The sequence below is a fragment of the Microcoleus sp. T2B6 genome (assembly GCF_036700475.1).
In the GTDB taxonomy this organism is placed as follows: Bacteria; Cyanobacteriota; Cyanobacteriia; order Cyanobacteriales; family Microcoleaceae; genus Microcoleus.
Genome location: NZ_JAUBOZ010000043.1, coordinates 41,337 through 63,811, shown reverse-complemented (window position 1 = coordinate 63,811; position 22,475 = coordinate 41,337). Strand labels below are relative to the sequence as shown.

The window sequence follows — 22,475 nt, the reverse complement described above, 5'->3', positions numbered from 1 at the left end:
ATGATGATGACTTAATTCTCTGCAGTCTTCAGGGTTTTTTACCCTTATTTTTTTTCCGTCTCTACACAGACGCACTGGCATCACTGGGATACTATTCCTTTTTCCGTTGTTAGAAGTCCGGGTTGCTAATCTGAGGGAAGAGGATATGATTGCGTCTAATTTTCATCAATTCCGCAATGGGTGCATGGCAAAGCTCCCTCCCTACTCCCTCCGCTTCGCTGCGCCCACGATTGACCGTATAATCCAATTCAAAAGCTACTATGACGGCGTTGCGATCGCCTCGACGACCGTAAGGCGACCGATGTATGTAGGAATTCCCATAAGCTTGAGCTTGTGTCCTTGTAAAATCGCACAACTATAAGCAACTATAAGCTAAAGCTATTAAAAATATTAAAGTTTTATAATATTAAAGTTTTGAGGCGGTCGTCACCAGGGTAACTTTTTTCAAGATTATAGCCTCCTGTTTTACAATCCTTAAACATTGCTTCGATACCACTGCGACATTTAAACGCTGTTACAGCTTGTTTCAATTTCGCGATATTGGTGAGTAAATACCAGTCTTCATCTTCGCCACTATTTCGATATTTTCGTTGCCCATAACCAGCGACATCAAAACAGCCAAATCCTTGCTGCTGATTTTAACTCCTGTCACATAAAAGCTCGTACCTGCTACTAAACCACACTCACTCAACCGCTTAAATTCCTCTCCTTCTTCTTGAATATAGCGTCCCTGTTTTACTCTCAAAACAAACCTTATGTTATTTTCACACAGCCCACTTGCCAGCTTAACGCTTGCAAATTCAGGCGTTTCCTAAAAGGACCATTTTATATTTTTTTAGCAGACCAAGAATGGGGCAGATTAAGCTTTGTTGTTCTCGGATGTTGCTACAGGCACAGCGAAGGCAATATCTGCTACTACAACGGTAAAGCTCTCTTGTCCCCAATCAGGCTAATCATCAACATATTTTTATCTCGCCACTGCGTTCTATCAATGGCGACCTTCAACTCTTGTTTCTTTTTAAATTGAGTTCTCCAGATATATTTAAGCAGATGAAACCAAAGCTTTTCTATCTTGAGGATAGGTAGCTTGAGAAACCGTTGAATAGAACGTCGTCTGCTCTCAAACATGATTGGGTATGGCATCAATTTCGCCAATAACTCAATACTCACTTGTTTATGGGTTGGGAGCAGAAAAACTAAAATAGTCACAGTCAAGTATTCGGTGTTTTTGAGCTGGTGTTGGAAACAAATTTGGTATGATTGAGGTAACATTTTTAACTGATGGGGCTTCTTAACAAGACTGACCCCATATTTTTTTTACCAAAAATCGGTACTAGCCCCGTCATCTGTATTGGTTGATATATTTTACCATAAGCTCAGGAGAGCTAGAAACGTTATATATTCCTGCGTCTCGGATTGATATAAAAAAAGAAAATTAATAGTGTAGGTTTTGTTTCTCAACCTAACCTACACTATTAATAATTTGTGTAAGGGGAATGTTTATTCCTAACTCTCATTCTTCACGACACGGAAGTTACGGAAATACGGATAACTGTTGTTTTCCTGATTCCTTCTTCTTTTTTGCTTATTCCTTCTTCTTTCAACGTCCCCATTCCTAATTACTAATTCCCAAATGACTCGCTTAGCCACAACAATAGAAGCCATACTTTACCTAAAAGGTCAGCCAGTGTCGATCGCAGAAATTGCCGAGATTGCCAAGTGCGATCGAGCCGAAGCCGAAGACGCCATCATCGAACTCATGTCTGACTCGTCCCACCGCGACAGTGCATTAGAAGTCGTCGAAACCCCCACAGGATACAGCCTGCAACTCAGAGAAGAGTTTGCCAGTTTAATGCAAACTTTAATACCTCCAGAATTAGGTGTGGGAGCTTTGCGGACGCTGGCTGCGATCGCCCTCAAAGGCGGCATCGCTCAGCCAGATTTAGTTAACTTGCGAGGTTCAGGAGCTTACCAACAAGTGCAGGAACTTGTAGAAATGGGTTTCGTCCGCAAACGGCGGCCGGCTGAGGGACGGTCGTATTGGTTACAAGTTACCGAGAAATTTCATCGGTACTTTCAAGTAGACCAACTGCCAAAACAATTGCAAATTGACTTTCAGGCAAATTTGTACCCAAGCAATGATGAGTAGTTTGAAGTAGAATGTAACCAGCCAGAAATTAAGAATCGCCAAATGGTTTTTCACCCTGACTTTGACACATCCAATGCTCAACAAACCGCAGTCAATCCACTGCTGAAGTACCTCCAACACCAATCCCCGGAGGTTCTAGCCCGCGTCGCCAAGTCCGTCAGCCCCGACATCAGAGAAATTATCTCTCATAACGTTCAAGGACTGGTCGGCGTTTTGCCTTCAGAAAATTTTAACGTCGAAATTACCACTGACCGCGAAAACTTAGCAGGTTTGCTAGCTTCAGCGATGATGACAGGCTATTTTTTGAGGCAAATGGAGCAGAGGATGCACCTAGAAGAAAATTTAGCAAGCACCAGCTCGATTCAACCAAACTCGCCCAAAGACAAGTAAAAAAATCAAGGGGTTGGGGAAGCCAGAAAGATGAAAGTTGTTCAGAAAAATCCATAATCCTGAATCATGGAGGCACAGGGAATTAAGAAACCGGGCTGTTAACCGGGTATCCCTCGCCCTACACGAAGGATTTTGGTAAAAAACCCGGTTGTTGCATCCAGGACTATAAAGCATGAGATTTATCTTTCATCCTCCACCGTTTGCAACTAATAGCAGTTTCCCAAAAGAAAGCAACTGTAGGTAAGCTCCAAATCCTTATCCCGTAAGTCATTCCCAATTTTGTAATCGAAAATCTCAAATGGTATTACCCACCGGCGGAGCTACCCGATAGGGGAAAAGCACCCGGACGTACTTTTATATTCTGAACTTGACCCACACGGTTAATTTCCAGTTCGAGTTCTTTGCCCACAGCAGTGTTTTCCACCCGTTCTTGCACGTCACCGGGAGTGTTAACCGCAATTCCGTCAACTTTTTGAATGACATCTCCGGGGCGCAAGTCGGCTTTTTGAGCGGGGGAATTTTCCACGACTCGCGCCACGGCTACGCCTTGATCGAGGGTAATTTTATTATTATCGAGCTGTTTGTTGAGTTCTGCCTTGGTGGCGGCAGTTAAGCTGACCATTTGAATGCCGAGATAGGGATGTTCGGCTTTACCTTTGGCGAATAACTGATCGGAAACTCGTTTGGCGGTTTCGATCGGAATTGCAAATCCCAAGCCCTGAGCGTCGGCGCGAATGGCGGTATTGATGCCAATTACTTCCCCTTGGTCATTGAGCAGGGGGCCACCAGAATTGCCGGGGTTGATGGCAGCATCGGTTTGGATGAAGCGAACTCGCTTGTCGGGGATGCCGACTTGAGAACTCGATCGACCCGTAGCGCTGATAATGCCCACAGTCACGGTATTGTCGAGACCTAAAGGATTGCCGATGGCGATCGCCCACTGTCCCGGTACAATATTGTCCGATCGACCCAAAGCCACCTGCGGCAGTTCCTTAGCATTAATTTTAACCACAGCCACATCCGTCAGCGGATCGACTCCCTGCACCTTACCCTCAAACTCGCGGCCGTCTTTGAGCGTCACCTTGACAGTATCCGTCCCGGAGACAACGTGAGCATTAGTAACGATGCGGCCGTCAGAAGTGAGAATAAACCCGGAACCGGTACCTCTCTTGACTCGTTCTTCCGGCTGCGGCAAATTCTCCCCAAAAAACCGACGAAACAAAGGATTTTTGAAAGCTTCCGGCACTTGATTCGCCACCTTGCTGGATGCGTCAATCCGCACTACAGCCGGGCCGACTTTTTCGGCTGCTTCAGCAATAAAATTGGGATTGCTGCGATCGACCGCCCGATTTTCCAGAACTGGAGGAGAGGGATAGGGGGGGATTTGCTGGCGTACTACTGGCAAAACCAATCCGGTTTCCAGATTGTTTGAGCCTTGCAGATAGCGATTTCCCAACCATCCCATACCTCCGCCGATTGACAGCAGAGTCACATAAAGGGTCGCTTGCTTAAAAGATAAACTCATTTAATAACTCCCGCTAAATACCTCATCCCCGCAGACAGGTTCCGAATCAAGCTTTTTTGTCTTGGCGACGGGAAGGAAGCGGGGCGGGGCGTACCGCTTCCTCAAGAACATAGCTGTTAACAGGCAGGCGCCCATTTGCATCACAGGCAATTTTGCCGGATTTGCCAAGAGCGACTCAAACTAATAATTCTCATCCTAACTTGGCTTAGCCTGGGATTTACAGTCTGGGGGGTGGCTAGAGCTTGTAAATATGCAATTTTACAGGATTTTAAAATTGTCAACTGTCCGAAATGAATACTTTTTTATGTACATAATGACTTTTAAACCCTTATTTCCGCTGATTTTTGCACTAATTTGGTCGATCGCACCCGTTGAGAAAACGGCGGCAAATACCGAAATCCCACCTGCAAATCTTCCTTCAGGTGCACCTGTAGAAAACCCCGACCCCGCACGCGATTGCCCGAGTCCGGCTATGTCTCGGTTGCGCCGCCACACGGTGGCCCAGGGCGAAACAATAGAAAGCATCGCGCGGCAGTACAATGTGATTCCTGGGGCGCTGATCGGGATAAATCCGATGTTGCGGGGCGGTGGAGTATCTGCTGGAAGTGCGATCGTCATTCCTCCGTACAGTGGCATCGAGGTAGAAGTGCCTGCAGGCTGGAATTGGCAAAAACTGGCAGAAGCTTACAAAGTGCGCGCAGATTTGCTATTTGAGGCGAATGGGTGCAGGCCTTTGGGGAAAACGGTGTTTGTGCCTGCGGTGAATAGGTCGATCGGGCCTTCTATCAATCCCGATGCAACGCCATCGGTGCAAGGATTTCCGCTGCCCGCGCCAGCAGTGGAAGCTTTGCGTTACGGGCGGCAATTGCATCCGGCGCGGCGCGAATTTTTTTTCCACAGCGGCGTAGATTTTTTGGCGTCGGAGGGTACGCAGGTTTTGGCGGCGGGCGAAGGGACTGTCGCCTTTGCCGGGCCGCAGGGGGATTACGGGAATTTAGTGGTGGTGAACCATGAAGCGGGGAAGCAAACGCGCTACGCTCATTTGAAAGATATTGCGGTAAAAGTCGGTCAAAAAGTGCAGTCTGGAGAAGTTTTGGGAACTGTGGGGACGACGGGAAAACGGGACATTACGCCATCTCATTTGCATTTTGAAGTTCGGTACAATTCGGGTTTGGGTTGGGTTGCTGAAGACCCGCTGCTTTATTTGCAAGCGACTATTAAAAAATAGGATTGTTAGTGTGCTGGGGGTGACAACCCGCCCCAAATCCAGACGGGGTAAGGATTGAGCTGTGTTGTGGTAAAAAAAGATAGGCAGCAGAATTATTACACGATTGCCGATCGCAAAAAATATGTTACCAACATTTTACCAGACTCACTTACAAAAACAACTGACGCAAACCCCGTTTATTTTACTCACAATCTTTTTGAACCTGATAGAATCCGAGAAACAAGTAACGATCGCACTAATCGGGTTTCCATTAATCACTTATTGGTGAACAACTTATTGCCCGATCGCACATTTCTCTCAAATTCGATCGCCCTGAAACCGACTGAAAATTTGTGTGCTTTGTGACACAGCCCGCCGGGGGTTGAAACCCCCGTCTCATAGCTAAAGCACGGCCCGCCGGGGGTTGAAACCCCCGTCTCATAGCTAAAGTCGGTTGAAACCGACTAAAGATTCGCCTCAAACCGATAGGCATCAACTAACTCTTCAGTCCTCTTTCAGAGGACTTTCGCTATGAGACAGGGAATTCATTCCCTGGCGGACTCGCGGACAAACCAACTGGCTTTCCCTGCGCGGACAAACTAACGGACTAACAAATCAAATTCGATCGCACATTTCTCTCAAATTCGATCGCCCATCCACAAAAAACCCGATCGCCCCAATCAACACAAAAACCTGATCGCCCGTTTCTCAAAAAGCCGAGATCCCTTCCCATTCTCCCGCAGTTGGGTAAATTTGACAAAATTTGATAGTTTTGCTATAATTCCCTGAAATTAATCACAATTAAAGCTCAACTATAAATGTATGGAAGCTGTAATTGAAAGCATTGTAAGTAAGCTGCGTTATTTAGGTAAACCGCAACGAGAAGTTGTTCTTAATTTTGTTGATTTCCTAACTTGGAAGTCAGCGCCGAGCCTGTTATCAACCGTAAGTGATTCTGATGCAGAAATCAGCGATTGCGAGTTTGAAATACTTTTAGATGAATTGGCTGATGAGTTCATTCAAAACATGGGAGTAAATGTCCCTAGGGTATCGGATTTTGCGGTGAGTCGTGCTGGTATCTATGAGGATCATCCCTAGCGCCGAATGAATCATTTAACTAACAGCGTATTCGGTAAACTTTCTAGTAAAACCAGACTTAAAAGCAAGTACGATATCAGTTTTTGGGACTCCGAATTCGACCAATTCTTCAGCTATTCCTGTATCTGTCCTATCCTGTTGAATCCAGATTTTATCATCTTTAAGCTCAATGTGAACTGAAACGCCGTAGACTCTTAATTGGTCGTTCCAGCCTGCGAGAATAACCAGGTAATTACCGCTTTCGCGATCGCGAATAATTTTAACTTCTGTTCCTTCTCGTACAACCATGTCTGAGAAGTTGTTCAGAATTTTGTCGATCGCTTCAGTATAGTTTAATTTCTCCATAAGACAATTTCCTCCGAATCGGGACGAAAAATAATCAGCTTGATATCGTATTCTTCCACACGTCCTTGAATGAATTTTAACCTAAATAATTCATTGTAGGTTTCTAAAGGAACTGCTAAGTACACAATCAAATCTGGCATAATATCTCTCAATGCCGCTCGACAGTTGAGAAATTGACCGAGGGCTGCATGAAACTGGTAGAAATCCGATCGCTCTCGAAAGCTCTTGACTTCCACAGCTATTTTTCGACCTGCTTTTTCTGCACTGATTAACTTTTCTGCGGTCAAATCGATAAACATTGCTAAACCTTCGTCATCGACTTGCACCCGAAAGTTTTCACGGATAACTATCCATCCATCTTTTTGTAAGGCAGCTTTGACAGTATCGTGAAAAACATCTTTAGCAGGTATTTACACACTTCATTGCTCTCACTCTCTATTTTATACCAATCATTAAAACCCGATCGCCGGATCAACAAAAAACCCGATCGCCAGATCAACAAAAAACCCGATCGCCCATAAAGCCAAAAAATCCCATCGCACATAAACCCAAAAACCCGATCGCACATTTCTCTCAAATTCGATCGCCCCTCCACAAAAAACCCGCTCGCCCATAAACCAAAAACCAGGCGGTTGAAACCCCAAAAACCCGGCGGTTGAAACCGCGTCTACACAGACAAAACCCGCGAAGGCGGGTTGAAGATTTCACCCGATGATTTTCAATCTCCGAATACCCTCTTCGTCCGCGTAGGCGGACATCGTTTGTGTAGACGCGGTTTCTAACCGCCGGGATTTCAACCGCCGAGGATTTCAAATTAGATCGCCCATCAACTCAAAAACCCGATCGCCCAAAAACCCAAAAATTCGATCGCCGCAATCAACACAAAAATTCGATCGCACATTTCTCTCACATTCGATCGCCCTGAAACCGACTGAAAATTTGTCTGCTTTGTGACACAGCCCGCCGGGGGTTGAAACCCCCGTCTCATAGCTAAAGTCGGTTGAAACCGACTGAAAATTCGCATGAAACCGATACACATCAATTAACTCTTCAGTCCTCTTTCAGAGGACTTTCGCTATGAGACAGGGGTTTCAACCCCTGGCGGACTCGGCAACGAACCAACTAGCCCCTGGCGCGGACTAACTAACGGACTAACAAATCAAATTCGATCGCCCGATCGACAAAAAACCCGATCGCCCATCAACCCAAAAATCCGATCGCCCATCCACAACAAACCCGATCGCCCTTAAACCAACTCCACACCACACACCGCTCTACTGTCGAATTGAGTAGGGATCTGGGTTAATCCACCAGTGAGAAAAAAGTCAGGCAGAGCCCCGAATGAAGCGAATCCATTAGCGTTGTCTCTTATACCTGTAATGACAACACTACCCGATATTCCTGGCCTACCAGTAGCCGCAAAACCAAGATCATCACAGTCCCCAAAAGCGTTTGACTTATTTCGGATCTCGAAACTTACCGTGCCACTCGAAGAGGAAACGGGAATGTTTTTGGTTTGTATTTCACCACTTCTTGTCCTAAGTTCTACGAGTATGTTGTTTAGTTTGTTTTGTGGATCGCAGTAGGTAACTTTGACTTCTGCCGTTTGTCCATAATTGAGAACTGAAGGGATGACTTCTGCCTTAAAGACTTGCTCCGAACAAGTTGGTGGAGGTGTTACAGGAGTAGTCGCAGGTTTATCGCAAAAGTCAAATGGAATACCCGTCTTATCAGCAAGAAACTTTCGGAACTGAGGCAAAAAGTTGGTTTTAGAAGGTTCTGTCGGCTTCTCTTCCCCAAAAAATAAATCAGTGAGATCCTTAGTAGATGAAGCTAAATCTAAAGTACCTCCTACAGCATTTTCTAAGTCTTCTGCAAGTCCTGCTGATTTGAGAGCTTTCTCAATTCCTATCCCAGTCAATTCGTCAATTACCGCATCACCAAGGTCTTTATCGCTACCTGTAAGAAGTTTGCAACTGTAGTCAAGGACTTTAAATCCAACAGACGCTGCCTTCAATTCTGCGCCAATAACGTCAAGTGATAGGCTAAGTCCTCCACTAGGAACAGCAAACAATATACCAGTAACTAATGCAACGTTAGCAGCAAAATCAACCACTTTAGCCAGTTTTGCAGTTCCTTCACAGAAGTCTTTAACCGACTGACAAGCTTTCGCAAAATCTGGTTGACCAACGGTCGGAGGAGTAACTGGTGGTTTAGGAGTAGGTATTGGAGTTGGCTCGATTGGCAGAGGAAAATTTACTTTGTCAATAACCTGACCATCCTTAAGCCACGATATAACACCTTGATCCGGCTTTCCAGTTTCTTGACTTTGTTGATACTCAACTCGCGCCGTTTCATTAGAGCCTTCAAGCGTGATATCAGCGCTTCTACCATCTCGATTAAAGAGCGTTGTACTACCACGAACACCAGTTGTACGATTGGGTACGAATATAACTGATTCTACGAAACGTCCGTCAGCATCATCTTGAATAACAGTGATATATTTGCTACCATCACTCGCCGGAAACTCCATCTGAAATCTGTTGTCAGAGAGCTTTTTTACTTCCGGTAAATTAATGGTGACTCTATCTTCAGGACGATCTGGTTCCACATCATAAAGTCTGAAACGACCTCTTAAATCATCTGGTGTAACTCCCAAAACAGTACCTAACAAAGCCCCTGTTGCAGCCACCTTAATATCCACAGCCGAACCACCCGAAGGCTGCAATTTCGACTCTAAAACAATATCGGATTCCTTAAGATTTGTACTAAGTCCGATGAAATCGATCGTTCTTTGAAAGTCGGTGATTAAGTCAAACGTAGGAGAGCCTAAAGCCGCCTCAGAGCGCAGAAAAAACACATCTTGACCCGCACCACCAGTCAGGGTATCGTTGCCCAAATCGCCAATCAGGAAGTCATCGCCATCTTCCCCATTCACAATATCGTTACCGCGACCACCCCGCAAAAAGTCGTCTCCACCTCCACCGAAGATTACGTCATTACCTGCGTTTCCGTTGACACCATCGGCACTTTCACCACCCTGCAAAGTATCTGCACCATCACCGCCAAGGAGACCATTTTGGCCCGCACCGCCACTGAGAAAATCGTTTCCCAAGCCGCCGTAGAGCAAATCAGCACCACCGAGGCCCTCAATTCGGTCATTTCCTTCGTCGCCATAGACGATATCCCCAGATTCCGAACCCGTAATCGAATCCGCACCGCCTAAACCCCGCAAACCACCTAAAAGGGTATCCAGCAAACCGATCGCGATCGTAAATGTGTCGCTTCCCTCAGTTAAAATGTAAGCACTACCATCGCTCGAAAGTGAGCCAATGCCGACTTGAGAAGCCGATCGCCCGATATCCCCATCAACACTACCGGAGATAAAGTCATTTCCCGTGTTACCATTCAAAAAGTCTGGCGCGATCGAACTTTCTAGCGTATCGTTGCTTCCCAAGCTAAAGATATTCTGAGCATTCGATACCGTCTCTTGAGTCGTGGCTTTTTTCGAGCCACAGCCGCAATCCGCTTGATTCGTGGCGCTGCTACCGTTCAATATGTCATCGTTCTTGTCCAGCAAAGCTAAATTGTCAGGCATATACTGTTGCTTTGTGTTGGTGATTTAAGAAATCTACCTCACCTGTCTCATCTATGTCATGGCTGAAAAAGCCCGAAAAAGACTGAAAAAGCCCGAAGTTTCCTTAACTTTATATTTCTTCACTTAACCCATGCAGCCCAACGACGATCGCCCGTTGCAAGCCGTCCCTGACGATAACGAATTGCTGAAATTGGTCGATGGTCTAATATTTGAAAAAACAGGTAAACATCTCAACACGCTACAGCAGTTAGTGTTGCAGGGAATGTATGATGGCAAAACCTACGAAACGATCGCCCGCGACACCCGCTACACTACAAAATACGTCCGAGAAGTCGGCTACAAGCTACTCAAAAGTCTCTCCGCAGTGATGGATGAAGAGATGCAAAAAGGCAATCTCAAAGCTGCGATCGATCGCAGAAATATTAGCAATACCTCAAACTTCGGCAGAGATTATATTCAATACGTCGAATACGTCCACACCCTCAACCTCAACCCCTGTCCTTCTTTGCCTAGCAAATCTGACAACAAATACGCCACTGAATCCAGATTCAAAACTCAGATCGAACGACTCGAAATTGATGTTGCTGATGTCGTTTGTAAGTTGCACAGTCAAGGTATCGAACCATCCCAAATCGCTCAGTTGCTTGGTCTGCCAGATGTGACGATAGAAACAATATTGCGTGAATTATCATAGCTAAGATGCGAGATATTTGTAGGGTGCGTCGCTGGGAGATTTTCAAGTTGATTTAGAGATTGTCGATCGCGACGCACCCTACGATATAAAGTAAAATATAATTAATTATCTCGAAGTTCTTTTTCTTGCAAAAGTTGGGTAGCCCAAACCCGATCTTCTTCCGATAGAGACGGTACGGGTTCTCGATCGTAATCGATCCGATAATCATAGCCAGCGCGATCGTAAATACCTGCAAATATTTCTGGTAAATTAACAATAGGTTCTACATCTTCCTCGCGCAAGGGAAGCGGAAATATAGGTAGAGAATCGCGGAGATTAAAAGCATAAAGTTCGGCAAACGGACGGCGATTACTGGGACTGACCAAAACCCGATAATCGCTTTGAATAGAGTTATTAAGAATGGGCATAGATTCCCATTTTCGTAGTAAATCGATTTCGACTAAATTGGTTAAGCTGCCTAAAATACTCTGGCGTTTTTTGAGATAAGTAATTCTTCCTTCTCCACTACGTTTGTTGACAGGAGAAAGAATTTCAATTGCGGTGACAACTTGTTTCGTTGCCATTTCTCGCACTTCCAGGTAAGTCTGTTTAATTTTTTCAGGAGCAGGCACTTTGACGGTAGTCGGAAGTGTTACAGTTAAAGTGGCAACTGAACCTGTAGGAATATTCGGGTTATTAGATTGACGCTTAATCGCGACATCGGGGATACCTACTAAAAGGGACTCGTCGTTACTTTCATTTGGATCGGTAATTTCATAGATTCGTTTGTCGATTGCAACCTCATATTTAGGGCGAATTTGAGGGACTAAGGATGCCGCGATCGCAGAAATTAACCAATGATGAGTTTCCTGCCAGAAATCGGGGTGTTCTAAGTAGGGATCCATTCCAGGAAAGGGTGAAGGCATAGGACTGTTCTCCGATGTATTGACTCTCAAATCATTTTAGCATTTTTAATTTGGTAGGTGCGTCGCTTTAAAGCGAGGCAGATCCTCTGGATATAGGTTCCCAGGCTGAGCCTGGGAACCAGTTAAAGCTTGTCAAGAACAGGCATCCTGCCTGTTCCACAGTAATTATTGGAGATGTCTATTTGTAGATGAATTTAATCTGTTGTGGAACAGGCATCTTGCCTGTTGCAAAAAGCGGGCTTTCCGGCCCACCCCACAATAAATTTAATTTTTTGTGGAACAGGCATCTTGCCTGTTCCTAAAATCATAGACACCCCAAATATCAACTACAAAACAGCAGCAACACTTGCCATCAACAACCCTTGAAACAATTTCACCCCATCAGTTTCGCCCAACATCGGATCGGATGCCCGTTCTGGATGCGGCATCATTCCTAACACATTGCCCGCCCGATTGCAAATACCGGCAATATTATTTAATGAACCGTTGGGATTCCCAGCATCGCTAATTTTGCCCGCCGGAGTGCAGTAGCGAAACAACACTTGCTTGTGCTCTTCTAGTTCTGCTAATGTATCCGCATCAGCATAATAGTTGCCTTCACCGTGGGCGATCGGCAAATCGATGATTTCACCCATAGTATAAGCCGCAGTCCAACGAGTATTACCGCGTTCGACTTTCAAAGAAGCGCGATCGCAAATAAAATTCAATCCCGCATTCCGCACCAGAGCACCGGGCAACAAACCAGCTTCAGTCAACACCTGAAAACCGTTGCAAATACCCAGTACAAGTTTGCCCTGTTTCGCGTGTTCCGCAGTAGCCCGCATCGCCGGAGAAAAACGGGCGATCGCGCCGCACCGCAAATAATCTCCATAACTGAAACCACCGGGAATTACAATGATATCAATATCCGAAATATCGGTATCTTCGTGCCAAATCATGCGAGTTGGTTGGTGCAGTAACCCTTGAGTCACCCACACCACATCGCGATCGCAATTTGAACCCGGAAAAACAATAACTCCAAATTTCATAAGCTGAAGGAAGAAGGAAGAGGGAAGAAGGAAGAAGGAAGAAGGAAGAAGGAAGAAGGAAGAGGGAAGAGGTGTAAACTTAAGACTGAAATCTTATGTTTCTCTCGCTTGTATCTAAGTCTCGATCCCCCTAAATCCCCCTTAAGAAGGGGGACTTTGAGTGTTCCGAATCCCCGCTTTTTAACGAAGACTGTGAATGCTCTTGTCCCCGCTTTTTAGCAAAGACTTTCAGAACCCTCTTGTCCCCCCCTTATTAAGGGGGGTTAGGGGGGATCGAAGAGCTAGGGGCGATCGCATTTATGCCGCCGCTGTCTCCACAGCAACAGGAATTTCAGTCAAATCAAAGCGATAATTTTCAATCACTGGATTGGCCAAAAGTTGGTCGCAAACGCGATCGAGTTGTTCGCGGGCCTGGGACTCACCAGCAGCAGTCAGCGTCAATTCAACGTATTTCCCGATTCGCACACGCTCAACATTGTCGTATCCCATGTGTTGCAAACCAGACTGTACGGCTGTGCCGGCGGGATCTAAAACAGAAGGGCGGAGGGTAACATAGATTTGGGCAAGATATTTCTGAGTCACGGGAATGTTGCGGTAGGTGATGTGAAAGTTAGCCCCATTGTATTCTACAACCGAGCTGCGCGCCGATCGCCCTTTGGTTCGCCCAAGTAAGATAGCCTAGAAACAGGGACTGATTTGACTCTAGCAGATTACACAAAAAAATTATGAGAACCAACCGCACCCGCAGTCAGGAGCGTATTTTACACTTGCTCAAGCACTTGAATCGATCGCTCTCAGCACAAGATATCTACTTAGAACTGCGTAACAGCGACCAAAGCATGGGCCTAGCAACAGTTTACCGCTCCCTCGACGGTTTAAAGCGAGAGGGGTTCGTTCACGTCAGAACGCTTGCTAGTGGTGAGTCTCTCTACGGTGCCGCCCACCAAGATCAACATCACCTAACTTGTCTGGAATGTGGCGCGTCAATTACGATCGACGAATGCCCCGTCCACCACTTAGAAAGCCAACTACAACAATCTCATTCTTTCAAAATTTATTATCACACTTTGGAGTTTTTTGGATTGTGCGATCGATGTACTTTGGCTCAAGAATCTTAGAGAAGTTATTAGTCATGAGTGATATCAATTCCGGTTGCACGAGTGAAATGATTGTTGAGTGTTGAGTGTTGACTGTTGACTGTTGACTGTTGACTGTTGACCGAAAGCCTCCAGGATAAAAGCCCCCGGATTCATTCCGAAAGCAGACTCAGGACCCAGAAATAAAAAACGTGTCTCCGATGAAACTTGCCGAACGTATTTATCCGTGGGGTCAATGCTTCAATCTAAAATCTAAAATCTAAAATCTAAAATCGATTGACTCGGTGTCCAACCGCGCAGGCGGGTTTTGTTTGTGTAGCGACAGATTTCAACCTGTCGTTTTATTAACTAGCTCAAGGATGCAAAAACTCTAAATGGTCTCCTGGAATCGATCGCAATTTTGCAGCCGAGCCTTGCATTTTCAACCTGCCGCGTTCTAACATGATAATCCAATCGGCGCGATCGATCACTCGCGGCCTGTGACTGATAAAAATCGTCGTTTTCCCGTGTCGATACATCAACAAATTTTCTAAGACTTCCGCTTCGCTTGCGGGGTCAAGCCCTGCGGTAGATTCGTCTAAAATCAATACTGGTGGGTTGTTGAGAATGGCGCGGGCGATCGCCAATCTTTGTCTTTGTCCGCCAGAAATATTCGCTCCAAACTCCCCTAAAACTGTTTGATATTTATCAGGCAATTGGCTGATAAATTCATCCGCCCCCGCAATTTTGCAAGCTTTCACAATCTGTTCAAAGCTGATATCTGGACTGCCCAATCGAAAATTTTCCATAATCGAACGGCTCCAAAAATGCGCTTCTTGGGGTACAAGAACCACCTGCTGTCTGAGACTGTCGAGAGACAAATCCTGCAAGTTGTAATCGCCAATTCTAATATTACCAGATTGCAGCGGGTACAGACCAGCAATTACTTTTGCTAGCGTACTTTTTCCGCAGCCAGAATAACCAATTAAAGCAATTGCTTGACCGCCGGGAAAGGTGACAGAAAAATTTTCCAGCAAATCAAGTCTGCCGGGGTAGTGAAAATTAACACTCTTGCAAACAATACCGTCGCGCCCCTGAATAGTTACAAAAGGTTTATTCGTATCGTCTTTAGTTTCCGGTTCAGCATCAATGACTTCCGACAGCCGTTGAGTTGCTGTCTGCACGCGAGTCATTTCATCAGTAAATCCTACTAGCGAATTCACCCAAGTAGTAACGTTTTGATTCATGCTAATAAACGCTAGCAACTGACCTATACTCAATACCTTGTCAATCACCAAACCGCTACCAAGCCACAGCAGAGTAATGCTGCCAGCAGAGGCAACAAAACCTGAAAATATATTGTTGAGAATGCCAATCTGTGTAGTGCGAAAAGTGAGCTTGGCTAAGCGACCGAAGCGGGTTTGAAATTCTTCCCAAAGTTGCTGACCGCTGCTAGTAGTTTTGACAGTCAGCGCGCCTTTAAAAGTTTCTACTAAAACGCCTTGAGTTTCTGCTTCCAGCACAAATAAACTGCGCGTTTTTTGCTGCAATACGGGCAAAAATACCACTGTAGAGGCAGTCATTAACAGAGCTATAGCTGTAGCTGCTAAAGTCAGTTCCTTGCTGTAAAATAACATAAAAATAAAAGAAACTACAGCGATAAAAAATTGACTAGGCAAGCTGATAGCGACTTGAGAAACTAATTTATTGATTTCTTGGATATCTTGTAATCTACTGACAATTTCGCCACTGCGTCTGGTTTCGTAAAAGCTCAAAGGCAATCGCAGGAATTTGCGCGCGAATTCCATCACCAATCCCAATTCTAAACGCTGGGAAAACTGAGCAATTAAGTTCGACTCTACCAATCCTAAACTGCTGCTAAAAAGGTTCATAACTATAACTGCGATCGCCACACTCGCCAGGAGTTGTCTGTCGCCCCGCACCAGGATGTCGTCAGTGAGCAGTTGAACGAGAAAAGGCGAAGAAATCGACAGCAAACCCAACACCACATTCAGCAAAAATGCTTCCATTAAAATCGGGCGATAAATCCCAATCCGGCGCATCCATTTTTGTAAGGAATTGGCGGGCGGTTGACCCTCTGCGGCCGCAAAAAACCGCTCCGCATCGGGTTCTACTAGCAAGCACAGCCAATCTGTCCAAGCTGCTGCTAATTCTGCTTTAGAAACATAGCGCATACCGACGGCTGGATCGCCGATCGCATATTTGTTGCCCTGTTTTCCGTACAAAACAACCCAGTGATAGCCGCTCCAGTGAATAATCATCGGTAGAGGGGCATCATCGAGCTTGTCTAAAATAGCAGCCGCGGCTCGCACGGATCGAGCATTAAAGCCGATCGCCTCAGCTCCTTGTTTCAAGCCCAGTAAACTCGTCCCTTGTTGCCCAGTGCCGGCAAATTCTCGCAAGCGGCTAATTGTAAAATTCTGTCCGTAAAATTTGGTGATCGAAGCCAAACAAGCCGCCCCGCAATCTTCTTCGCTCTGCTGGAGAACAACCTGATATTTCTTAAACCTGTTAACTTGTCCGAATAATGGCATTTTGCCGATCAAAGGGAAGTTCTTTAACATTTTGCAAAATGAATAATGGTAGAGCATAAATAAGATTACTCATCACCAACTACCAAATCAGCAAAAAGCACCCATAAAGTTATGGGTGCTTTCTCGATTCCACAGTTATATATCTGAATAGACTAGCACTAAACTTTAGTAGTAGGCGTAGCGGACTACTCTTCTGTATGAACCGTCGCAATTCCGGCGGTACACGACCCAACTGCGCCGCTGCCGCTGACAATTGTATCGATTAGTATAGTGACCGCCGTTGACGCTAGCTGATTCTTCAGGGGTGAGTTCAGCAAACAGTGAATCGTCCTTTGTTTCTTGCATGATTTGACTCCGTTTAAGTTAATAAAATTGAAGGGAAACTAGAAATATTATTTAATTTCTAGAGCCTCGTGTAAATACTGACTAATACTTCTGGTAGTGCTGTGCGGCTTCCGGAATATTACCGATAAATTTTGAAAGTTTACTCGATAGCACAACTTGACTCAGCTATCTAAACCACTAGGGTTTTGTAAGGGCGAGCGCGGCGAGGATCGTACAGATAAAGCTGGCTAGGCTGCGGCAGGAAAAACAGCATATTCAGGCCATAGCTGCTGTTATCAGTCTCGCTGTTGCTGTTAGCGCCACTGACACCGCTGGTAATCCTGCCACCGCTGACAGTAGCAGATTCTCGATCGGTTAGTTCGGTGAAGAGTGAATGTTGTTGATTTTCGGACATAAAGAACTCCTACTGATATTTCATAAACCTGTTGACTTGTCCGAATAATGGCATTTCTCGGATAAAAGGAATGTTCTTTAACATTTGGCAAAATAAATAATGAGTAGAGCCTAATGAACATTACTCTTCACCGAGTACCCAATCAGCAAAAAGCACCCCTAAAGTTATGGGTGCTTTCTCGATTCCACAGTTATATATCTGAATAGACTAGCACTAAATTTTAGTAGTAGGCGTAGCGGACTACTCTTCTGTATGAACCGTCGCAATTCCGGCGGTACACGACCCAACTGCGCCGCTGCCGCTGACAATTGTATCGATTAGTATAGTGACCGCCGTTGACGCTAGCTGATTCTTCAGGGGTGAGTTCAGCAAACAGTGAATTGTCCTTTGTTTCTTGCATGATTTGACTCCGTTTAAGTTAATAAAATTGAAGGGGAACTAGAAATATTATTTAATTTCTAGAGCCTCGTGTAAATACTGACTAATACTTCTGGTAGTGCTGTGCGGCTTCCGGAATATTACCGATAAATTTTGAAAATTTACTCGATCGCACAACTTGACTCAGCTATCTAAACCACTAGGGTTTTGTAAGTGCGAGCGCGGCTCGGATCGTACAGATAAAGCTGGCTAGGCTGCGGCAGGAAAAACAGCATATTCAGGTCATAGCCACTGCTGTTATCCCTCTCGCTGTTGCTTTTAGCACCACTAACACTGCTGGTAATACTGCCACCGTTGACAGTAGCAGATTCTCCATCGGTTAGTTCAATGAAGAGTGAACCTTGTTGATTTTCTGACATAAATAACTCCTATTAATACCTATGTACTTACTTACTACCTACGCATACAGGAAAAACCCGGTAACAGTGCCAAAACTCTTTGCGGAAACGCCGTATTTCATGACCACGAATTTCAAAGGTGGTACCCGCCACGTGATTTATCCGTGGAATCAATCCAAAATCTAAAATCGAAAATCACTTATTGCCCCCGCATTTATCTCGCGCAAGTCAATCCAAAATCTAAAATCTAAAATCTAAAATTGAATGACAGTGGCCCGCTGGCTTCACTCCTCTTGATATTTGGCGAAGTTTGTGGGTGGGAACGGCAAAGCTGTGCGGATTTTTACCTTTACCCTGTGAATTTTGATTTAGACTTCTAAACCTATGCTTGGTTTCCGGAAAGCCGATCGTAAAAGTGACAAAAGAAATCAGCGATTGAGCTCTCCCTCTCCCCCAACTCAAAACTCAAAACTCCAAACTATTCCCCTCTCCCCCTTGCCGCCATGTCTCTCACTCCCGAAGCCACACCCACTGAAACCTTTGATAACGACCAGTTTTTGCCCCCTGTCAGCCGCTGGACGACTTTGGGGGGCATTTTGATGGTGGCGACCTTTGGCGGGGCGATCGCCCTCGCTAGCGTCACCAAATACAGCGCTACAGTCAAAGCAGATGCGATCGTCCGTCCAGCCGGAGAAGTGCGCGTCGTGCAAGCAGCAACCGAAGGAACCGTCGAAAGCATTGCTGTCAGCGAAAATCAGACAATAAAAGAAGGAGATGCGATCGCAGTTGTAGACGCTTCGCGTTTGGGCGACCAAAAAAAGCAGTTACAAGAAATAATTAATCAGTCTCAAACAGCAGCACAGCAAATCAACCAGCAACTGCGCGACTTAGAAAATCAAATTTTGGCCAGCGCCCAATTTAAAAACATCCAAAGTGAAACTTCCGCCCAACAGGAATTAATCGAAGCCGCTTTAGTAAAATTTGCCACATCGCTGCCAGATGTCGCCGAAAGACTGGGCAGAAGTCGGCGGGTTTTGCTCGTTAAGCGATCGTCTCTTCAACAACAATTGATTCAAGCTAAAAAAGAACTAAATCAAATTGACTTAAAACTCGAAAATAGCGTGATCCGCGCGCCCGCTGATGGTACAATTCTCAGATTGGAAGTACGAAATACTGGTCAAACCGTACAAGCCGGCAGCGCGATCGCCCAAATCGTCCCCAGCGACGTACCCCTGGTAGTCAAAGCCAAGGTGACATCCCAAGACATCGCCCGCATCCAAATCGGCCAACCCGTACAGATCAGGATTTCAGCTTTGCCTTTCCCCGATTACGGCACATTAAAAGGAACTGTCAGCGAAATCGCCCCAGATGCGATCGCCCCTCAAAATCCCACTAATAATTTAGGTACAGCTTATTACGAAGTGGCAATTAAGCCCGAACAAACTTATTTAACAAAACTCAAATCCGCCAACGGCCAATTCTTCGGAACTCCCCAGGCTAATGTCCCCCGCCAGTATTCTATTCAATCGGGAATGGAAGGCAGAGCCGATATTATTACCGGCGAAGAAACAGTTCTGACATTTGTTTTGCGGAAAGCAAGGTTGCTGACAGATTGGTAATTTTTTCATAACTTACGCACGGGTGGTCAGAAACCGGGTTTTTTTGCGAGAATACGCGTTACATCGCAAAAACGGCCAAAAACCCGGTTTCTTTGGTATTTATGCGTAAGTCCTGTAGTTATTAGTCATTAGCCTGTATGGTGCGTCAGTCTTAAGATTAGCCCGAAAAATTTGGGTTTTACTGATATCTTGCACCATTCTTAATAAGTCCCTTACGGGCGGGCTCTCCGGCCCAACCCCTACTCCCCACAAGAAAATTGAATTTTTGTGGAACGGGCTAGAAGCCCGTTCTTGAGAAGGGTGCAAAATCTCAGTTTTACCGACTGACGCACCTTACTTTTATTTGTTCTTTGTTTGACATTTGGCGATCGTAGGTATATTGTAGATTGTAGTAGATGCCACTGTCAACTATCTCGATCCACTACTCCAAAAGTTAATCTAACGTCATAAGCTGGTAACTAACCACTAACCAACTGGCAACCAATGGGGAAGTACAGGCGACCTAGAATTAATTTCGTTTTGGATGAGGACGTTAGAGACGACTTAACGGTATGGGCCAAGGAGGAAGGACGTACTATGAGCAATCTGGTAGAGCGAATTGTTACTGCCGCAGTTCAAGGAAAGCGGGACAGCCACCCAAACCAAAACCCGCTCATCCAGCAAGAGCAAGCGGGAAAAGGAGGCACTAGCTAATAGATAAACAGGTGTCTAGTATTGAAAACAGTGACAAACCTAGCAGAACAAGAACCGTCAGAACCAGAAAACATACACAGCGCTACTGACCCGGAGAAGTGCCGGGAAATGGAACGCCGATACGATTGGAAACTCAAGCAAATCAAAATAAACAAAGATTTGCCCCTCGAAGTCGATTGCGTCTTTTACGGCGAACAGACTTCTTTTCAAGACCTCTGGCCCGACAACCAAGACTGAGGTAATTTATGACCAAAAAAGAAACATGGATTGTTTACAAAACTGAATCTATGAGTGCGGAAGGCTGGAGAGATCGAAAGCTAATTCCGAATGGTGGCTTGACCGACATTCTGGCAGAAGAGTGGGATTGTTCGGGGAAATTGCCTCAAATCGGCGATCACGTGCGAGAATATGCAAACCTCGAAGATCCTGGCAACGGAATCACCCACGGTCGAGATGGAAACTGGATTGTTAAGAGTATTCACGAATTCTCTTCTAGCAGCACAAACCTGGGCATCGCCGTATGTTATTGCGCTTACGAACCCGTTGAATCTAAATGGGTGGAATTAAAACGAGGAAAACCCGTAAATGAGATTTTGCAACCCGCTGAAATTGGGTAAAAATCTCAACTTTTCTAATTAATCATCTTAAGTCCGCGAAGGCGGACTTTGTTTGTGTAGACGCGGTTTCAACCGCCGAGTCTTATTTTATTTTACAAGACGCGGTTTCAACCGCCGAGTCTTATTAAATACATAACATCGATCGCAAATATGAAAATCAACGATAAACTCAAGACCATTTTAACTGAATTGTGATCGCACTTCGAGCAACTCTCCGGATATCGTCTCACTCAAAATGTAAAATACTAAAAACATGGGTTGTCAGCAATGAATGAAGCGCGCCGCCAAGCTTATCTCAATCTGATTGATTCTCTCCTCACTTGTCCCAGCAAAGAACAAATCCCCATCCTGCAAGCTAACCTAGAATTAATAGATGATAATTTTGCCCAGTTTTTGCGAGAATGGGCTACACAAACTGTGGCAACCTTAGATGCAGAAATAGCCTACAATCTTGCGAATATTTTACACGACTTGGGTATTAGCTTTTATAACCTGCGGCAAGGCAGTCGGGCAAGTAATTTAGAGATAATGATTGCTTGTCTGGAGAGCGGATTAACTATTGTTATTCGCGAAGACTACTCAGAAAAGTGGGCGATGTTTCAAAATAGCCTAGGCATTGCTTACTTATACAGAATAAAAGGGGAAAAAGCTGAGAATCTGGAACGGGCGATCGCTGCTTTTCTAGCATCATTAACAATTTACACCCACGAAGCGTTTCCCTTTGAATGGGCAACGACTCAAAATAATTTGGGTGCTGCCTACAGCGACAGAATCAGAGGGGAAGAAGCAGAGAATCTGGAACGGGCGATCACTGCTTTTCTAGCATCATTAGAAATTTATAACCCCGAGGTATTTCCCTTTGAATGGGCAACGACTCAAAATAATTTGGGTCTTGCCTATTTATACAGAATCAGAGGGGAAAAAGCAGAGAATCTGGAACGGGCGATCGCTGCTTTTCTAGCATCATTAGAAATTTATACCCCTGAAGTATTTCCCTTTGAATGGGCAAGGAGTCAAAATAATTTGGGGAATGCCTACAACAACAGAATCAGAGGAGAAAAAGCAGAGAATCTCGAAAGGGCGATCGCAGCTTGTCTGGCATCATTAGAAATTTACACCCGCGAGGCATTTCCCGAAAATTGGGCAAACAGTCAAAATAATTTGGGTGCTGCCTACAGCAACAGAATCAGAGGGGAAAAAGCAGAGAATCTGGAACGGACGATCGCTGCTTATCAAGCATCATTAGAAATTTACACCCGCGAGGCATTTCCCGAAGATTGGGCAAGGAGTCAACATAATTTGGGGGAAGCTTACCGCAACAGAATCAGAGGGGAAAAAGCTGAGAATTTGGAACGGACGATCGCTGCTTATCAAGCATCATTAAAAATTTACACCCGCGAGGCATTTCCCGAAGATTGGGCAAGGAGTCAAAATAATTTGGGGAATGCCTACAGCGACAGA

27 protein-coding genes are annotated in these 22,475 nt (G+C 45.2%); 12 read left to right on the top strand and 15 right to left on the bottom strand.

Features of this window, described 5'->3' with window-relative positions; all coding sequences use genetic code 11:
* Positions 1 to 526: 526 nt before the first annotated feature.
* Entirely contained in the window at positions 527 to 745 is a 219-nt protein-coding gene (locus QUA00_RS19350) for a hypothetical protein (RefSeq protein ID WP_333140974.1), read from the bottom strand.
* Between the two features lie 888 nt (positions 746 to 1,633).
* Here QUA00_RS19350 and scpB point away from each other — a divergent pair.
* Together scpB and QUA00_RS19340 are read left to right on the top strand one after the other, a co-directional pair.
* Positions 1,634 to 2,149, top strand: a complete 516-nt coding sequence (gene scpB / locus QUA00_RS19345) for an SMC-Scp complex subunit ScpB (protein ID WP_006635908.1) — start codon at positions 1,634 to 1,636, stop codon at positions 2,147 to 2,149.
* Between the two features lie 42 nt (positions 2,150 to 2,191).
* Positions 2,192 to 2,539, top strand: a complete 348-nt coding sequence (locus tag QUA00_RS19340; protein ID WP_006635907.1) for a DUF760 domain-containing protein — start codon at positions 2,192 to 2,194, stop codon at positions 2,537 to 2,539.
* A gap of 304 nt (positions 2,540 to 2,843) precedes the next feature.
* Here the strand turns inward: QUA00_RS19340 and QUA00_RS19335 are convergent, their stop codons facing one another.
* Positions 2,844 to 4,064 (bottom strand): HhoA/HhoB/HtrA family serine endopeptidase, encoded by a 1,221-nt coding sequence (locus QUA00_RS19335; RefSeq protein WP_333410826.1) that lies wholly within the window; start codon positions 4,062 to 4,064, stop codon positions 2,844 to 2,846.
* Between the two features lie 313 nt (positions 4,065 to 4,377).
* Here QUA00_RS19335 and QUA00_RS19330 point away from each other — a divergent pair, with 313 nt between their 5' ends.
* The 3 genes from QUA00_RS19330 to QUA00_RS19320 all read left to right on the top strand — a co-directional run bounded on the left by QUA00_RS19330 (position 4,378) and on the right by QUA00_RS19320 (position 6,369).
* On the top strand, positions 4,378 to 5,292 hold the full coding sequence (locus tag QUA00_RS19330) for a M23 family metallopeptidase (protein ID WP_333410825.1): 915 nt from the start codon (positions 4,378 to 4,380) through the stop codon (positions 5,290 to 5,292).
* A 66-nt stretch (positions 5,293 to 5,358) separates the two neighbouring features.
* Positions 5,359 to 5,637, top strand: a complete 279-nt coding sequence (locus QUA00_RS19325; RefSeq protein ID WP_333140968.1) for a hypothetical protein — start codon at positions 5,359 to 5,361, stop codon at positions 5,635 to 5,637.
* A 456-nt stretch (positions 5,638 to 6,093) separates the two neighbouring features.
* The gene (locus QUA00_RS19320; protein WP_333140966.1) at positions 6,094 to 6,369 is read left to right on the top strand and encodes a hypothetical protein; all 276 of its coding nucleotides are present in this window, start codon (positions 6,094 to 6,096) and stop codon (positions 6,367 to 6,369) included.
* 15 nt (positions 6,370 to 6,384) lie between these two features.
* Here QUA00_RS19320 and QUA00_RS19315 read toward each other — a convergent pair whose 3' ends face one another.
* The 5 genes from QUA00_RS19315 to QUA00_RS19295 all read right to left on the bottom strand — a co-directional run bounded on the left by QUA00_RS19315 (position 6,385) and on the right by QUA00_RS19295 (position 10,312).
* Complete coding sequence (locus QUA00_RS19315; protein WP_333109083.1) at positions 6,385 to 6,714, bottom strand: XisI protein; 330 nt, start codon at positions 6,712 to 6,714, stop codon at positions 6,385 to 6,387.
* Positions 6,702 to 7,124: an element excision factor XisH family protein gene (locus tag QUA00_RS19310; protein WP_333140978.1), complete on the bottom strand. Its 423-nt coding sequence runs from the start codon at positions 7,122 to 7,124 to the stop codon at positions 6,702 to 6,704. Before QUA00_RS19310 ends, QUA00_RS19315 begins: the two co-directional genes overlap by 13 nt.
* Before the next feature lie 42 nt (positions 7,125 to 7,166).
* Positions 7,167 to 7,328, bottom strand: a complete 162-nt coding sequence (locus QUA00_RS19305) for a hypothetical protein (RefSeq protein ID WP_333140964.1) — start codon at positions 7,326 to 7,328, stop codon at positions 7,167 to 7,169.
* 212 nt (positions 7,329 to 7,540) lie between these two features.
* Entirely contained in the window at positions 7,541 to 7,753 is a 213-nt protein-coding gene (locus tag QUA00_RS19300; RefSeq protein ID WP_333140962.1) for a hypothetical protein, read from the bottom strand.
* 207 nt (positions 7,754 to 7,960) lie between these two features.
* Positions 7,961 to 10,312: a calcium-binding protein gene (locus QUA00_RS19295; RefSeq protein ID WP_333140960.1), complete on the bottom strand. Its 2,352-nt coding sequence runs from the start codon at positions 10,310 to 10,312 to the stop codon at positions 7,961 to 7,963.
* 130 nt (positions 10,313 to 10,442) lie between these two features.
* On the opposite strand from QUA00_RS19295, the gene QUA00_RS19290 reads away from it, so the two are divergent.
* The gene (locus tag QUA00_RS19290; protein WP_333140958.1) at positions 10,443 to 11,006 is read left to right on the top strand and encodes a hypothetical protein; all 564 of its coding nucleotides are present in this window, start codon (positions 10,443 to 10,445) and stop codon (positions 11,004 to 11,006) included.
* Between the two features lie 101 nt (positions 11,007 to 11,107).
* Here the strand turns inward: QUA00_RS19290 and QUA00_RS19285 are convergent, their stop codons facing one another.
* The 3 genes from QUA00_RS19285 to purS form a co-directional block, all read right to left on the bottom strand.
* Positions 11,108 to 11,911, bottom strand: coding sequence for a DUF4058 family protein (locus QUA00_RS19285; protein ID WP_333140956.1), 804 nt, complete (start codon positions 11,909 to 11,911; stop codon positions 11,108 to 11,110).
* 326 nt (positions 11,912 to 12,237) lie between these two features.
* Complete coding sequence (gene purQ / locus QUA00_RS19280; RefSeq protein ID WP_333140954.1) at positions 12,238 to 12,939, bottom strand: phosphoribosylformylglycinamidine synthase subunit PurQ; 702 nt, start codon at positions 12,937 to 12,939, stop codon at positions 12,238 to 12,240.
* A gap of 297 nt (positions 12,940 to 13,236) precedes the next feature.
* Complete coding sequence (gene purS, locus QUA00_RS19275; RefSeq protein WP_333055476.1) at positions 13,237 to 13,521, bottom strand: phosphoribosylformylglycinamidine synthase subunit PurS; 285 nt, start codon at positions 13,519 to 13,521, stop codon at positions 13,237 to 13,239.
* 143 nt (positions 13,522 to 13,664) lie between these two features.
* Between purS and QUA00_RS19270 the strand changes: the two genes are divergently transcribed.
* Positions 13,665 to 14,057 carry a Fur family transcriptional regulator gene (locus QUA00_RS19270; RefSeq protein ID WP_333055475.1) on the top strand — a complete coding sequence of 131 codons (393 nt, stop codon included), beginning with the start codon at positions 13,665 to 13,667 and terminating at the stop codon, positions 14,055 to 14,057.
* A gap of 332 nt (positions 14,058 to 14,389) precedes the next feature.
* Here QUA00_RS19270 and QUA00_RS19265 read toward each other — a convergent pair whose 3' ends face one another.
* From QUA00_RS19265 to QUA00_RS19245, 5 genes are all read right to left on the bottom strand, one after another.
* Entirely contained in the window at positions 14,390 to 16,600 is a 2,211-nt protein-coding gene (locus tag QUA00_RS19265) for a peptidase domain-containing ABC transporter (protein WP_333140951.1), read from the bottom strand.
* A gap of 135 nt (positions 16,601 to 16,735) precedes the next feature.
* Positions 16,736 to 16,915 (bottom strand): hypothetical protein, encoded by a 180-nt coding sequence (locus QUA00_RS19260; protein ID WP_333140949.1) that lies wholly within the window; start codon positions 16,913 to 16,915, stop codon positions 16,736 to 16,738.
* A 169-nt stretch (positions 16,916 to 17,084) separates the two neighbouring features.
* A complete protein-coding gene (locus QUA00_RS19255; protein ID WP_333410824.1) occupies positions 17,085 to 17,309 on the bottom strand; it encodes a secretion protein HlyD in 225 nt (74 codons plus the stop codon).
* Positions 17,310 to 17,529: 220 nt separating this feature from the next.
* Positions 17,530 to 17,709 carry a hypothetical protein gene (locus tag QUA00_RS19250; RefSeq protein ID WP_333140946.1) on the bottom strand — a complete coding sequence of 60 codons (180 nt, stop codon included), beginning with the start codon at positions 17,707 to 17,709 and terminating at the stop codon, positions 17,530 to 17,532.
* A gap of 169 nt (positions 17,710 to 17,878) precedes the next feature.
* The gene (locus QUA00_RS19245; RefSeq protein WP_333410823.1) at positions 17,879 to 18,106 is read right to left on the bottom strand and encodes a secretion protein HlyD; all 228 of its coding nucleotides are present in this window, start codon (positions 18,104 to 18,106) and stop codon (positions 17,879 to 17,881) included.
* Positions 18,107 to 18,588: 482 nt separating this feature from the next.
* Here QUA00_RS19245 and QUA00_RS19240 point away from each other — a divergent pair, with 482 nt between their 5' ends.
* The 5 genes from QUA00_RS19240 to QUA00_RS19220 all read left to right on the top strand — a co-directional run.
* On the top strand, positions 18,589 to 19,704 hold the full coding sequence (locus QUA00_RS19240; protein WP_333410822.1) for an HlyD family efflux transporter periplasmic adaptor subunit: 1,116 nt from the start codon (positions 18,589 to 18,591) through the stop codon (positions 19,702 to 19,704).
* Positions 19,705 to 20,187: 483 nt separating this feature from the next.
* Entirely contained in the window at positions 20,188 to 20,397 is a 210-nt protein-coding gene (locus QUA00_RS19235; protein ID WP_333321970.1) for a ribbon-helix-helix domain-containing protein, read from the top strand.
* Between the two features lie 30 nt (positions 20,398 to 20,427).
* Complete coding sequence (locus QUA00_RS19230; RefSeq protein WP_333410821.1) at positions 20,428 to 20,634, top strand: hypothetical protein; 207 nt, start codon at positions 20,428 to 20,430, stop codon at positions 20,632 to 20,634.
* Positions 20,635 to 20,642: 8 nt separating this feature from the next.
* Positions 20,643 to 21,014, top strand: coding sequence for a hypothetical protein (locus tag QUA00_RS19225; RefSeq protein ID WP_333410820.1), 372 nt, complete (start codon positions 20,643 to 20,645; stop codon positions 21,012 to 21,014).
* A gap of 267 nt (positions 21,015 to 21,281) precedes the next feature.
* Positions 21,282 to 22,475: tetratricopeptide repeat protein (locus QUA00_RS19220; RefSeq protein WP_333410819.1), on the top strand; the 1,194-nt coding region annotated here is incomplete at its 3' end.